General features: G+C 71.7%; 10 protein-coding genes. 3 read left to right on the forward strand and 7 right to left on the reverse strand.

Annotation, left to right across the window (positions count from 1 at the left end; all coding sequences use genetic code 11):
• Positions 1–139: 139 nt before the first annotated feature.
• From ssuD to ACTOWL_RS28030, 3 genes are all read right to left on the reverse strand, one after another.
• A complete protein-coding gene (gene ssuD / locus ACTOWL_RS28020; protein WP_441324573.1) occupies positions 140–1,297 on the reverse strand; it encodes an FMNH2-dependent alkanesulfonate monooxygenase in 1,158 nt (385 codons plus the stop codon).
• A gap of 20 nt (positions 1,298–1,317) precedes the next feature.
• On the reverse strand, positions 1,318–2,271 hold the full coding sequence (locus ACTOWL_RS28025) for an aliphatic sulfonate ABC transporter substrate-binding protein (RefSeq protein WP_441324574.1): 954 nt from the start codon (positions 2,269–2,271) through the stop codon (positions 1,318–1,320).
• 119 nt (positions 2,272–2,390) lie between these two features.
• Complete coding sequence (locus ACTOWL_RS28030; protein WP_441324575.1) at positions 2,391–3,251, reverse strand: LysR substrate-binding domain-containing protein; 861 nt, start codon at positions 3,249–3,251, stop codon at positions 2,391–2,393.
• Positions 3,252–3,351: 100 nt separating this feature from the next.
• On the opposite strand from ACTOWL_RS28030, the gene ACTOWL_RS28035 reads away from it, so the two are divergent.
• Positions 3,352–4,275 carry a DMT family transporter gene (locus tag ACTOWL_RS28035; RefSeq protein WP_441324576.1) on the forward strand — a complete coding sequence of 308 codons (924 nt, stop codon included), beginning with the start codon at positions 3,352–3,354 and terminating at the stop codon, positions 4,273–4,275.
• On the opposite strand, the gene pdxR is transcribed toward ACTOWL_RS28035, so the two are convergent.
• Positions 4,272–5,693, reverse strand: a complete 1,422-nt coding sequence (gene pdxR, locus ACTOWL_RS28040) for a MocR-like pyridoxine biosynthesis transcription factor PdxR (protein WP_441324577.1) — start codon at positions 5,691–5,693, stop codon at positions 4,272–4,274. The two genes, ACTOWL_RS28035 and pdxR, sit on opposite strands and share 4 nt — an antisense overlap.
• A gap of 81 nt (positions 5,694–5,774) precedes the next feature.
• Between pdxR and ACTOWL_RS28045 the strand changes: the two genes are divergently transcribed.
• Positions 5,775–6,365 (forward strand): hypothetical protein, encoded by a 591-nt coding sequence (locus ACTOWL_RS28045; protein ID WP_441324578.1) that lies wholly within the window; start codon positions 5,775–5,777, stop codon positions 6,363–6,365.
• 60 nt (positions 6,366–6,425) lie between these two features.
• Here the strand turns inward: ACTOWL_RS28045 and ACTOWL_RS28050 are convergent, their stop codons facing one another.
• Positions 6,426–8,678, reverse strand: a complete 2,253-nt coding sequence (locus tag ACTOWL_RS28050; RefSeq protein ID WP_441324579.1) for a calcium-binding protein — start codon at positions 8,676–8,678, stop codon at positions 6,426–6,428.
• Between the two features lie 214 nt (positions 8,679–8,892).
• The gene (locus ACTOWL_RS28055; protein ID WP_441324580.1) at positions 8,893–10,194 is read right to left on the reverse strand and encodes an aspartate aminotransferase family protein; all 1,302 of its coding nucleotides are present in this window, start codon (positions 10,192–10,194) and stop codon (positions 8,893–8,895) included.
• 108 nt (positions 10,195–10,302) lie between these two features.
• Here ACTOWL_RS28055 and ACTOWL_RS28060 point away from each other — a divergent pair, with 108 nt between their 5' ends.
• A complete protein-coding gene (locus tag ACTOWL_RS28060) occupies positions 10,303–11,277 on the forward strand; it encodes a LysR substrate-binding domain-containing protein (RefSeq protein ID WP_441324581.1) in 975 nt (324 codons plus the stop codon).
• On the opposite strand, the gene ACTOWL_RS28065 is transcribed toward ACTOWL_RS28060, so the two are convergent.
• The gene (locus ACTOWL_RS28065) at positions 11,228–13,201 is read right to left on the reverse strand and encodes a hypothetical protein (protein ID WP_441324582.1); all 1,974 of its coding nucleotides are present in this window, start codon (positions 13,199–13,201) and stop codon (positions 11,228–11,230) included. The genes ACTOWL_RS28060 and ACTOWL_RS28065 overlap by 50 nt on opposite strands.
• Positions 13,202–13,234: the final 33 nt, after the last annotated feature.

Below are 13,234 nucleotides of genomic sequence, written 5' to 3' on the forward strand. Positions count from 1 at the left end.
CTTCAGGCCCTCGGCCTCGCCTCCGTCGCCGACCCGCTCACCGCTTAATCCCCCGAACCGCCGGATACGGACCCGTATGTCCGGTGGTGTGGGAGGGGGGAGCCGCGAGGCTTCCCCCTATCCCGATGCCGCCTCCGCCTCACGACACCGCGGTCAGCTTCGGCCGTCCGGCGCCGGTGCCGAACTCACCCGGATGCAGCTCATGCGCCCCGGCCTGCTCGCCGCCGATGCCGAGGGCCGGGAACAAGAGCTCGGCGACGTTGTACGCCTCCTCCAGATGCGGGTAGCCGGAGGCGATGATGGCCTCGATGCCCAGCGCCTGGTATTCGCGCAGCCGGGCCGCGACAGTCTCGGGGTCGCCGACCAGGGCGGTGCCGGCGCCGCGCCGCACCAGGCCGATGCCGGCCCAGAGGTTCGGTCCGACCAGCAGCTTGTCGCGCCGGCCGCCATGCAGCGCCGACATCCGCTTCTGCCCGACCGAGTCCGAGCCGTCGGCCAGCTTCTTCTGGGCCTCGGCGATGGCGTCGTCGGAGACGTCGCGGATCAGCCGCTCGGCCACCCGCCAGGCCTCCTCCTCGGTCTCGCGCACGATCAGGTGGATGCGCATGCCGAAGCGCAATGTGCGGCCGCGGGCCGCCGCGCGCGCCTTGGCCGCCTCGATCTTCCCGGCCACCTGGTCCAGCGGCTCGCCCCAGGTCAGGTAGGTCTCGACCTGGTCGGCGGCGAGGTCCAGCGCGGCGTCGGAGGAACCGCCGAACCACAGCGGCGGATGCGGCCGCTGCACCGGCGGGAAGGACAGCTTGCCGCCCTTCACCTTGAGGAAGTCGCCGTCGAAATCCACCGTCTCGCCGGCCAGCAGGCGGCGCCAGATGGTCAGGAACTCCGCCGCCTGGGCGTAGCGGGTGTCGTGGTCGAGGAAGACGCCGTCGCCGGCCAGCTCGGCCGGGTCGCCGCCGACCACGACGTTGAGCAGCAGCCGGCCGTTGCTGATCCGGTCCAGCGCCGCGGCCTGGCGGGCCAAGAAGGCGGGCGTCGCCACGCCGGGGCGCAGCGCCACCAGGAAGCGCAACCGCTCCGTCGCCGTGGCCAGCGCCGTGGCGGTGATCCAGGCATCCTCGCAGCCGCGGCCGGTGGGCAGCAGCACGCCCGAGTAGCCGAGCCGGTCGACCGCCGTGGCGATCTCGCGCAGATAGCGGAACTCGGCCGGGCGGTGCCGGTCCTGGGTGCCGAGATAGGGGCCGTCGCCGCTGGTCGGGATGAACCAGAACAGGTCGAGCGGCTTGCGGGTGTCGGACATGGGGTGAATTCCTGCTGTGGTCAGGCGCCGGTCCAGACGATGTCGCGGATCGCGATCGGCGCCGGGATCAGCCCGAGCGCGGCGAAACGGTCGGCGATCTTCTGCTGCTGGGCCGCGATCTCCTCGGTCAGCGGGCCGATCTGGAAGCCGGCGCGGTCGACCGAGCGCTGCTCCGCCGCCAGGCTGATGCCGGTCTCGTCGGCGAACAGCTTGGCGACCTCGGCGTGGTTGGCCTCGGCCCAGGCGCCGACCTCGCCCAGCGCCCCGACCAGGCTGCGCAGCGCGGCGGGATGGGTCTCGGCGAAGGTCTTGCTGGCCAGGAAGAAGGAGTTCTGCGGCTCGACATCGGCGGAGGTGGCGAGCACCTGCGCCCCCTCCTCCAGCTCGGCGATGGCGAAATAGGGGTCCCAGATCGCCCAGGCGTCCAGGCTGCCGCCGGCGAAGGCGGCGCGGGCATCGGCCGGGGCGAGGTAGACCGGGGTGATGTCCTGCCAGCCGAGTCCGGCCTTCTGCAGCGCCGCGACCAGGAAGTTGTGGGCGCTGGAGCCCTTGCCGACGCCGACCCGCAGCCCCTTCACATCGGCCACGGATTTCGCCGCCGACCCCTTCGGCACCACCAGGGCCTGGCCCTTGCCGGCCGCCGGCTGGGCCGCGGCGTAGACCAGGTCGGCCTGCGCCGCCTGGGCGAAGATCGGCGGCGTGTCGCCGGTGGCGCCGAAATCGATGCTGCCGGCGTTCAGCGCCTCCAGCAGCGGCGGGCCGAAGGAGAACTCGACCCACTCCACCGCGATGCCCTGGGGGGCGAAATGCTGCTCCAGCGACTTGCGGGTCTTGGCGACCAGCAGGATGCCGTTCTTCTGGTAGCCGATGCGCAGGGCCTTCGGTGCCTCCTCTGCCCCGGCCGGGCGACCGGCGAGCGGTGCGGCCGCCGCGAGGGCGAGAGTGGTCGACAGCAGGGTGCGGCGGGAGAGCATGTCTGGTCCTCCGGGAAGGGGCCGACAATCTCTCAGCTGATTGTGGAGTACGTCAATCTGATTCTGATTTCTACATGTTGATTAATATATAAATAACATAATTAGAAAGTGTAATTGACTTACGCCGCCTCGGGCCGTTCCTCGGCGCAGCTCTCCGCCAGCTGCTCGGCCACGATCCGGACGGCCGGGGATGCGCCGGGCTGCAGCATGACGGCGAGCTCGCTGGGCGGGACCGGCGGGAATCCCTCCTCCGGCCGCAGGATGCGCAGGTCGTCGCGCACCGAGCGCGCCACCAGGATGCCGATGCCGAAGCCACAGGCGATCGCGGCCTGCACCGCCGGCAGGTTCGAACCGGTGAAGGCGATGCGCCAGCGCCGGCCGGCGCTCTCCAGCGCATGGATCGCCCGGGCCCGATAGATGCAGCCCTGGCCATAGGCCACCAGCGGCACCGGGTCGCCCTCCGGTACGCCGTGGCGGCGGCTGGCGACCCAGACCAGCCGCTCCGGCCAGGCGGCGACGGCGGTACCGATGCCGGAATCGCGCTTGATCACGGCGATGTCCAGCTCGCCCTGGCCGAAGGCGCGGCGCAGCTCCGACCCCGCGTCGCAGCGGACGTCGAGCCGCAGCGCCGGGCGCAGCCGGGCCAGGCCGGACAGCGCCTCGGTCAGCCGCGCGGCGGCGAAATCCTCGCCCAGCCCGACCCGGACCACCGCCATCCCGTCCGGCCGGCGCAGCGAATCCTCGGCCTCGTCGCTCAGCGCCAGCAGGCGGCGGGCATAGCCGAGCAGGCGCTCGCCCTCCTCGGTCGGCGCCACGCCCCGCCCCTGGCGGTGCAGCAGCGGCCGGCCGACCGCCTGCTCCAGCTTGCGGATCTGCTGGCTGACGGTGGATTGGGTGCGGTGCACCCGCTCGCCGGCGCGGGTGAAGCCGCCGGCATCGACCACGGAAACGAAGCTGCGCAGCAGATCGAGATCGAGCATGAAGCACCTATCAGATTTTCCACTGCACCCCATTTAATCATTGAATTTCCAAATAGTCACGCCGGCCTCTAAGGTGCAGCCGATCCGAAGGAGATCGACCATGCACGCCGTCTCGATCCCGGCCCCCGGCCGCAGCGCGTTGGTGCGCTGGGGCTTCCCCGCCCTGTTCGTGGTGCTGTGGGCCTCGGCCTTCACCGCCGCCAAGGTGGCGGTGACCTATGCCCCGCCCTTCCTGCTGCTGTCGACGCGGTTCCTGCTGGCCGGGCTGGTGCTGGCCGGCCTGGCCTGGCTGTCGGGCCGGCGCTGGACGCTCGGACCCGGCGCGGTGGCGCGCTTCGCCCTGCTCGGCATCGTCACCATGGCGGTCTATCTGACCCTGTCCTATTTCGGGATGCAGAGCGTGACCTCCGGCTTCGCGGCGCTGATCATCAGCATGAACCCGGTGCTGACCGCGGTGCTGGCGGCGCCCCTCTTGGGCGAGCGGCTGACCCGGACGAAACTGGCCGGGCTGGCGCTCGGCGTCGTCGGCGTCGGCATCGTGCTGCAGAGCCGCCTCGCCGGCGGCATCGAGGGGCCGGTCGGCATCGCCTTCACCTTCGGCGCGCTGGTGGCGCTGTCGGCCAGCACCATCCTGTACAAGCGGATCGCGCCGCCATCGAACGGACCGTCCGGCGACCTCTGGTACGGCACCGCGGTCCAGACGCTGGCGGCCGGCATCGTGCTGCTGCCGCTGGGCCTGGCGCTGGAGCCGGTCTCGGCGATCCGCTGGGCGCCGGAGCTGCTGGCCGGCTTCCTCTGGCTCGCCCTCGCCGTGTCGCTGTGCAGCTACCTGCTGTGGTTCGACATGCTGGACCGGCTCGGCGCCTCGACCGCCAGCGCGCTGCACTTCCTGGTGCCGCCGATCGGCCTGCTGCTGGGCTGGGCGGTGCTGGGCGAGCACGTGCCGCCGCTCGACCTGCTCGGCGTGGTGCCGATCGCGCTCGGCATCCGCCTGGTCACCCGTGGCGCGCCGCGCCCGGCCTAGCCGGGCCCGCGCAGGACCTCGCCCAGCACCCGCGTCGCCTCCAGCAGCCGGCGCTCGTCCGATCCGCCGAAGCCGAGCAGCAGGCCGCAGCGGTGCGCCGGGCCGGCGTAGCAGGTGGACAGCGCCGTCGCCGTCAGGCCGCGCTCGCCCATGCGCCGGACCAAGTCTGTGTCGTCGCGCCCGTCGGGCAGCAGCACCGCGACATGCAGCCCGGCATCGGCGTTGTGGACGACCAGGCGGTCGCCGCAATGCCGCGCCAGGCCGTCGAGCAGCGCCGCGCGCCGCGCCTGGTAGACGCCGCGCATGCGGCGCAGATGCCGCGCGAAATGCCCCTCGGCCAGGAACTCGGCCAGCGCCGACTGGTAGAGCGTTGGCGGGAACAGGTCGAAGGCCAGCCGCGCCCGCACGGCCTCCGGCAGCAGCGCCGGCGGCATCACCAGGTAGCCGATGCGCAGGGCCGGAAACAGCACCTTGCTGAAGGTGCCGATATAGATCACCCGCCCATGCCCATCCATGCCCTGCAGCGCGCCGAGCGGGCGGCTGACATAGCGGTACTCGCTGTCGTAATCGTCCTCCAGCACCCAGGCATCCTCGCGCCGGGCCCAGTCCAGCAGCGCCAGCCGCCGCGCCGCGGTCATCGACATGCCGAGCGGATACTGGTGCGAGGGCGTGACATAGGTGACGCGCACCGGGCCGGCGCGGCGCAGCGCGTCGATGTCGATGCCCGCCTCGTCGACCGGGACCGGCAGCAGCCGCGCCCCGCCGGCCGCCAGCGCGGCGCGCGCGCCCGGATAGCCCGGCTCCTCGATCGCCACGCCGTCGCCGGGCGCGACCAGCATCGCGGCGGCGATGCGCAGCGCCGCCTGCGAGCCGGACACCACCAGGATCTGCCCGGCGCTGCAGCGGACTCCGCACGCGGCGCGCAGATGGTCGGCGATCGCCGCGCGCAGCGCCGGCAGCCCCGCGGGATCGCCATAGGCCATGTGCGCCAGCGGCAGCCGCTGCGCATGCCGCGCCACCAGCCGGGCCCAGGCCGCGTGCGGAAACCGGTCCAGCGCCGGCAGGCTGGTGCGGAACGGGGCGAGCCCGCCATAGTCGCGTTCCGGCGGGACCCGGGGCTCGGGCCGCGGCGCGTCCGGCGCGGGCCGCGATTCCAGCAGCTCATCGGGCAGCGCCTGGCTGACATAGGTGCCCGACCCCGCCCGCCCCTCGAGATAACACTCGTGCAGCAGCTGCTCATAGGCGGCCAGCACCGGCAGGCGCGATACGCCCAGCTCGACGGCCAGGCCGCGCGTCGACGGGATGCGCTGGCCGGGCCGCAGCGCGCCCGCGAGGATCGCGCCGCGGATGCCGTCATAGATCTGCCGGTGCAGCGGCAGGCCGCCGGACCGGTCGAGGGGCAGGTGCAGAGTGGTCATGCTATTTACGCTGGAAGTGGTGATTTCCAGATTACCACTCCCTGCCTAGCGTGGCTCATCCTTCAGATCCAGGAGAGCGTCATGCCGGCGATGATCCACCCGTGGTTCGCGGGCCTTCCCCTCCTGCTGCTGGCCGGCACGCTCCTGCTGCCGCCGCCGGCAGCGGCCCAAACTGCGACCACCGCGTCAGCCGACGGCCAGCACGATTTCGACTTCGAGATCGGCACCTGGAAGACGCAGATGAAAGTGCTGGCGGAGCCCCTCAGCGAGACTCCGGACCAATGGCTCGAATTCGACGGTACCTCGACGGTCCGCAAGGTCTGGGACGGCCGCGCGAACCTGCTGGAGCTGGCGGCCGACGGCGCCGGCGGGCACCACATCGAGGGCCTGAGCCTGCGCCTGTACAACCCGAAATCGCGGCAATGGAGCCTGCATTTCTCCAATGCGCGGGTCGGCAAGCTGACGCCGCCGGTGTATGGCGAGTTCACGGATGGCCACGGCATGTTCCAGGGCGAGGATTTCCTCGATGACGGCCGCGCCGTGCTGGTCCGCTTCGAGATCCTGCCCATGGCGCCCGATGTCTATCGTTTCGTCCAGTCCTTCTCCGCGGATGGCGGCAGGATCTGGGAAGAGAACTGGATCGCGACCGACACGCGGACGGCGTCTCGCTGAAGACGCGCGTCTCCGCTTGGCCCCGCCGGCCGATGCGACCGGCGGGGCCGGGCGGGCCGGCTACAGCACGAAGTCCGAGGCCTGCAGGCCGACCACCCCGTCCAGGCGGATGTGGAAGTCGGAGGTGCCGTCGCCGTTGATGTCGCCGGCGATGGTGGCGACGTCGCCGGCGACGGCGTAGCGCAGCTCGCCGGCATGGTGGGTGTAGAGCCCCGTGCCGATGAAGCGGAACGCCTGGTTGCCGGCGGCCGCGGTGCTGGCATCGATCGCCGAGAGGTCGATCCTGTCGCTCTGGGCGTGGCTGAAATCGGTGATCAGGTCCGCCCCGGCGCCGGTCGGACTCTGCGCCGTGCCGCCATAGACGAAGCGGTCGGCCCCGGCGCCGCCGGTGAGCGTGTCCTTGCCGCCCGCCCCGGTGAGGACATCGTTGCCGTTCCAGCCCTGCAGCACATTGGCGCCGGCATTCCCGGCCAGGCTGTCATTGCCCTGGCTGCCGGACAGGTTCTCGATTCCGGTCAGCGTGTCGCCCTGGGCGCCGCCGCCGCTGGCGGTGCCGGTGGTGAGGTTGACCGCGACACCGTTGGTGCCGGTGTAGTAGCTGGCGGTGTCGACGCCGTTGCCGCCGTCGAGCACATCGGCCCCGGCGCCGCCGCGGAGCACGTCGTTGCCGTCGAAGCCGCGCAGCGCATTGGCGCCGCCGGTCCCGGTCAGGATGTCGCCGCCCTGGCTGCCGTTGACATTCTCGATGCCGATCAGGATGTCGCCCTCGGCGTTGCCGCCGGTGCCCTTGCTGGCGCCGAGATCGACCGTCACGCCGATCGCCCCCTCGGTGTAGCTGACGGAGTCGATGCCGACCCCGCCTTCGAAACGGTCCGCGCCTTCGCCCCCGCGCAGGACATCGTTGCCGTCGCCACCCAGCAGCACATCCTCGCCGCCGAGGCCGCTGAGCGTGTCGTTGCCGCCCCAGCCCTGCAGCTGGTTGGAGTAGGAGGAGCCGGTGATCAAATCATAGGCGCTGGTGCCGGAGACGTTCTCGACATCGGTGCCGATGACGTCGCCCTCGGCATCGCCGCCATGGCCGGTGCCGCCGATGGTGACGGTCACGCTGGTGTCGCCCCAGTATTCGACCGTGTCGATACCGGCCCCGCCATTGATCCGGTCGCCGTCGCCGTCGCCGCGGAGCAGGTCGTTGCCGTCGCCGCCGTCCAGCACATCGGCGCCGCCATACCCCTCCAGCGAATCGTCTCCGCCCAATCCGGACAGCACGTCGTCGCCGGAATTGCCGCGCAGGATATTGTCGACGTAGTTCCCGGTCAGGACATCGTTGTAGGCGGTGCCGACGAGGCCCCGGAAAGCGCCGATGAGCACGTCGCCCTCGGCATCGCCGCCATAGCCCGCGCCGGTCGTCAGGTTCACATCGATCGCGGCGCTGAGCTGGGGATAGGTGTAGTCGAGCCAGTCGTTGCCGCCGCCAGCCTCGAGCTGGTCGCGCCCCGCACCGCCGATCAGGACATCGTCGCCGCTGCTGCCGACCAGGACATCGTCGCCATACCGGCCCTCGAGGACATCGTTGCCTTCGGCGCCGTAGAGCCGGTTGTTGCCCCATTCCCCCATCAGCCGGTCGTTGTAGGGGCTGCCGTAGATGTTCTCGACGCCCTGGATGGTGTCGCCCTCGGCATGGCCGCCGCGGGCGTACTGGTATTCCAGGTTGACGTCGACCGCGGCGTCGCTGGCGGAGTATTCGATGGTGTCGATGCCGTCCCCGCCGAGCAGGGTGTCCGCCCCGGCCCCGCCGCGCAGGACATCGTCGCCGTAGCTGCCCTCGATCCGGTCATTGCCGTTGTCGCCGGAGAGGATGTCGTTGCCGATCATGCCCCAGAGCGTGTCGTCGCCGTCCGCCCCGCCCAGGAAATCGTTGCCGTCATAGCCGCTGAGGACGTTGTTCACCGCCGAGCCGACGACGTAGTCGTCGGAGTTGGTGCCCCAGACATTCTCGATGTCGCCGTCGACCACGTCGCCGCTGGCCTCGCCGCCCCAGGAGGTGCCGCCGATGACGACGGTGACCCCGACGGTGCCGTTGTAGTCGACGGTGTCGATGCCGGCGCCGCCATGCAGCCGGTCGCCGCCGGCCGCGCCCTGGAGGAAGTCGTCGCCGTCGTCGCCCCAGAGCTCGTCGTTGCCGTCGCCGCCCCGGAGCCTGTCACCGCCGCCGTAGCCGACCAGCACATCATCGCCGCCGCGGCCGTCCAGAACATCGTCCCCGGCGTCGCCGCCGGCGAATTCGTTTGCGTCACTGCCGGTCCACTGGACCATGGGGTTCTCCTGCTCAGAGGCCGCCCGCCGCATGGACGGCCCTGGAATTCCGAAAGATGAGGAGAAGCCGCCCTGTCCGGTTCGGTCGCGACGGGCCCCTGCAGGGGCGCCGTCGCCGCCGGCGGGTCGTGCCGCCGGGTCCGGTCGATTGAGCGAGACAGTGTCGGGAATCGGGAACGCCCTCAACCCCCGAGGATTAGGGGTCCTCGGGGATTCAGGCGCCGGCCACGACCTGGGTGATCGCCGCATCCAGCAACTCGACGCCCAGGTCGATCTCGGCATCGGTCGCGGTCAGCGGCGGGGCGATGCGCATGGTGCCGCCGGAGAAGCCGGCGCGGACGATGTTGGCGGACAGGCCGAGCTCCAGCGCCGTGTCGGTCACGGCGTCGGAGATCCAGGCCGCGTCGCGCCCGCCGGCATCGGCGAATTCCAGCCCCAGCAGCAGGCCGCGGCCGCGGACGTCGCCGATGCAGGGGTGGCGCCGCTGCAGCCCGCGCAGGCCCTCCGCCAGTCGGCCCCCGCTCGCCGCCGCCCTGGCCGCCAGCCCGTCGCGGGCCACGATTTCCAGCACCTTCAGCCCGATCGCGGCGGGCAGCGGGTCGTTGACATGGGTGGTGTAGAACAGGAAGTCGCGCGCCTCGGCCTCGGCGGCGATCGCCTCGCTGGTCATCACCGCGGCCAGCGGCAGCCCGGCCCCCAGCGTCTTCGACAGCGTCAGGATATCCGGCACCACGCCGTCGCGCTCGAAGGCGAACATCGCGCCGGTGCGGCCGATGCCGGTCTGCGCCTCGTCCAGGATCAGCAGCATGCCGCGGGCCCGGCAATGCGCCTGCAGCGCCGCCAGGTAGCCGAGCGGCAGGTCCAGCACGCCGCCGCTGCTCAGGATCGGCTCGGCGATGAAGGCGGCCAGATTGCCGGTGCATTGCCGGTCCAAGAGCGCGAAGGAATCGTCCAGCTCCTGCCGCCAATCCACGCCCGGAAAGCGCGGGTGGAAGGGATTCGGCGCCGGGATGGCGAACTGGCCGGGCATCAGCGGGCCGGTGCCGCGCCGCCCGGCCTTGTAGGTGGCGGCCGCGGCGGCGCCGGTCATGCCGTGCCAGGACTGGGTGAAGCCGACGATCTCCCATTTGCCGGTGACCAGCTTGGCCAGCCGGATCGCCGCCTCGTTCGACTCGCCGCCGGTCGACAGCAGCATCACCTTCGGCAGGCTCGGCACCAGCCCGGCCAGGGCCTCGGCCAGGTCTACCACCGGCGCCGACAGCATCGACGAGAACAGATGGTCGAGCCGCCCGACCATGTCGCGCACCGTGACCACGATCTCCGGATGGGAATGGCCGAGGATGGCGCTCATCTGGCCGGAGGTGAAGTCCAGCACCCGACGGCCGGCGGCGTCATACAGGAAGGCGCCCTCGGCCCGCACCGGGACGAAGGGCACGAAGTCGCCGCCATAGCGTAGCAGGTGGCGGCGGGCGCGGGTCCAGAACGTGGCGTCGAGATCGGTCGCGATCGTGTCCATGGCAGGCTCCAGGGCCAGAAGATACCGCCATCCTCCGCCCCGGCCCGTCCCGCCGCAAACGCAGAGAATTCGCTGGACTCATGAGGGGAATTCACCATTCATCGGCGGATGAGCCGGTCGACCCTGCCGCTGCGCGCGCTCGCCGCCTTCGAAGCCGCCGCCCGCCTGGAGAGCTTCCGGGCGGCGGCGGCGGAGCTGGCGCTGACCCCATCGGCGGTCAGCCACCAGGTCCGGATCCTGGAGGCGCGGCTGGGCCTGCGGCTGTTCAACCGGGTTGGCCGCGGCGTGGTGCTGTCACCCGACGGCGCCGAGCTGTTCGGCCGGATCGGCGGCAGCTTCGATGCCCTGGCCGAGGCGGTCGAGACCGCTGCCCGTCGCGGCCGCCGCGCCTGCCGGCCGGAGGTGGTGCTGCTGCGCACCCCGCCGTCGCTGGCCGGCAGCTGGCTGCTGCCCCGCCTGCCCGCCTTCCTGGCCGAGCATCCGGAGATCGACATCCGGGTCCATGCCGATTTGCGCCTCGCCACCGAGAGCGGCAGCCGCTCCGAGGCCGACGGGGTGGATCTGGCGATCTGGTACGGCGACCACGCGCCGGCGACGGCGGTGCCGCTGCTGGCGGAGACGATCCAGCCGCTCTGCGCCCCTTCCCTGGCCGCCGGCGGCGGCCTGCGCGCGCCGCGCGACCTGCTGGCGCTGCCGCTGATCGTGACCCGCGACAACCGCGTCTCCTGGGAGGGCTGGTTCCGCCGCCAGGGCGTGGCGCTGGACGACGGCTTCGCCCGCACCCTGCAGCTCGACCCGTCGCATGTCGCCATCGAGGCGGCGGTGAAGGGCCTCGGCGTGGTGCTGGAGAGCGATGCGCTGGCCGAGGACGCTGTACGCTGTGGCCGGCTGGTCGCCCCGTTCCCGGGGCTGGGCCTGTCCTGGACCGCCTATTGGCTCGACATCGCCCCCGGCGCCATGCGGCGGGTGAGCGTGGCGGCGGTGCGCGCCTGGCTGCTGGACAGCGCGGCGCGCCCCGCGGGCGACGCGGCGGCTACCGCCAGCCCGCCGTCACCGTCACGCTCCGGCCCGGCGCGACCCTGACCTCGACCACCGAGACGGTGACGCCGTCGACCGTCTGCGGGATCGCCCGCCGGCCGATGCCGTCGACCTTGACGATGTCGTGGCGGCCCGGGAACTCGGCCCGCCAGGTCAGGGCCCGGCCACCCCGGGCGTTGGTCAGGGTCGACCGCGCCAGCCCGTCATGCCGCACCGTCACCAGCCCGTCGCCAATGCGGATGTTGCGCGCCTCCAGCCAGCCGATGTCGGCCGGCAGGTGCGACCGGGTGGTCACCAGCCCCTTGGCCGCATCGGGATCGACGCCGAGCAGGCCCTGCACGGTCTGGCTGACCAGGGTGAAGGACGTCTCCGGATAGTTGCCGTTGGTGCCCTGCGCCGCCACCGGATGCGGGTTGTTGCGCTGGTCGTAGATGTGCTGCATCCACTTCCAGGCGGTGGCGTCGCGGCCATAGGGGAAGAAGGTGTCGGGCAGGTAGGTCAGCGCCTCGATGTTGCCCGGCCGCGTCGCCGGGTCGGTCGCCTGCGCGTCGATGTAGTCGAGATAGGCATCCAGCCGGGCGCCGGGCGTGACGATGCGCTTCATCGGCATGAACCAGCTGTTCTCCTTGCCCCAGCCGCCGACCGGCTGCGCCGTGGCACCCGAGACCGCGTAGCCGCGCACCAGCGGCGTCACGCCGGGCCGGTCCGACCAGCTCTTGTTGAAATAGAGCTTCAGCGCCTCCGCCCGGATCCGGTTGGCCACGGCCCCTCGCAGGTCGCCGCCGGCGACGGCCAGGTCGGAGGCGGCGAGATAGGCGCGGTACTGCGACCCGATGCCGTCGCCGGCCTCGATCAGCCCCTCGCCATTCTCGTTGTAGCTGGCGACGCCCTCGAAGATGTCGCCGCTGACGCCCTCGGCCACCTTGACCGCGCCGTTCGGGATCTTGCTGTCATGGGTGTCGACGAAGGTGGTCGTCGAGTTCCGGGCGAAGGTGGTGAAATCCGCGTCGGCGATGTAGTCGCGGTCGCCCGACCAGCGCCACGCCTTGTCGACGGCCTCGACCAACTCGAACACCGCCGGCAGCTCGCGCACGAAATTGTCGTCGCCGCGGAAGTCGATCGACAGCGGCGTCGCGGTGTCGAAGTTGAAGGCCCAGACCGTGTACAGGCCGCGGGCGGGGGTCGCCGAGGTGGCGAAGCTGCGCAGCATGTTCTTGTTGGCCGGCGCCAGGCCCAGCAGCTGGGCGCCGACCATCTGGTGCACCATGTCGCGGGCGTAGTAGCCGGAGCGGTGGCGGTAGCCGGCCCAGTAGCTGGCGCGGTAGGTGGCGGTGCCGGTGCCATCCGGCTGGCGCTCGTCGACATTGATCCTGCCGACCGTGCCGTCCGCCAGCACCCAGTTGTTCGCCTTGGCCTTGGCCCAGCTGAACAGGTCGACCAGCTTGGGGTTGGACGAGGCGACGGCGATCTCGGCCTCGTCATCGGCGACCTGGAGGTCGTCGAAATTGACCCAGCCGTCGGTCGCCGAGGTCACCGTGACCTCCAGCACGTCGCCGGGCCGGGCCGCCACGTTGCCGACCACATAGCGCTGGTAGGTGGTGTCCTTCGGCAGCGGCGACGACGCCACCAGCCGGCCGCCGATCCGCGCCTCCAGCGTGCCGTCGCTGCCGGAGGTCGCGACCCAGGCCGAGACCTGGAACGGCCCGGCCCGGTCGAGCGTGACGCTGCGGCGGACACTGAGCCCGGTGCCGGCGTCGAGATAGGCCAGCTTCGCCCCGCTGTGCGGCAGGTTCGTTGCGACGCCGGTGCCGGACGAGAACTGCCAGCCGGTGGCGCCGCTTTCGAAGCCGGGGTTGAGGATCGGCACCTCCGCGGCGCCGGCGGGCGCCAGGGCCAGCAGCGCCAATGCGGCGCCGGCCAGCAAAGGATGCAAGACACGGATGGCCGACGCCGGCCTGCGACGAGTCATGGCTTCCCCCCTTGGATGTGAGATCAGGCGTGG

Source organism: Inquilinus sp. CA228, assembly GCF_052078665.1.
GTDB lineage: Bacteria > Pseudomonadota > Alphaproteobacteria > DSM-16000 > Inquilinaceae > Inquilinus.

Coding starts and splice junctions, on each gene's coding strand:
- ssuD (WP_441324573.1), bottom strand. CDS start 1,297: ATGTCCGACACCCGCAAGCCGCTCGACCTGTTCTGGTTCATCCCGACC.
- ACTOWL_RS28025 (WP_441324574.1), bottom strand. CDS start 2,271: ATGCTCTCCCGCCGCACCCTGCTGTCGACCACTCTCGCCCTCGCGGCG.
- ACTOWL_RS28030 (WP_441324575.1), bottom strand. CDS start 3,251: ATGCTCGATCTCGATCTGCTGCGCAGCTTCGTTTCCGTGGTCGATGCC.
- ACTOWL_RS28035 (WP_441324576.1), top strand. CDS start 3,352: ATGCACGCCGTCTCGATCCCGGCCCCCGGCCGCAGCGCGTTGGTGCGC.
- pdxR (WP_441324577.1), bottom strand. CDS start 5,693: ATGACCACTCTGCACCTGCCCCTCGACCGGTCCGGCGGCCTGCCGCTG.
- ACTOWL_RS28045 (WP_441324578.1), top strand. CDS start 5,775: ATGCCGGCGATGATCCACCCGTGGTTCGCGGGCCTTCCCCTCCTGCTG.
- ACTOWL_RS28050 (WP_441324579.1), bottom strand. CDS start 8,678: ATGGTCCAGTGGACCGGCAGTGACGCAAACGAATTCGCCGGCGGCGAC.
- ACTOWL_RS28055 (WP_441324580.1), bottom strand. CDS start 10,194: ATGGACACGATCGCGACCGATCTCGACGCCACGTTCTGGACCCGCGCC.
- ACTOWL_RS28060 (WP_441324581.1), top strand. CDS start 10,303: ATGAGCCGGTCGACCCTGCCGCTGCGCGCGCTCGCCGCCTTCGAAGCC.
- ACTOWL_RS28065 (WP_441324582.1), bottom strand. CDS start 13,201: ATGACTCGTCGCAGGCCGGCGTCGGCCATCCGTGTCTTGCATCCTTTG.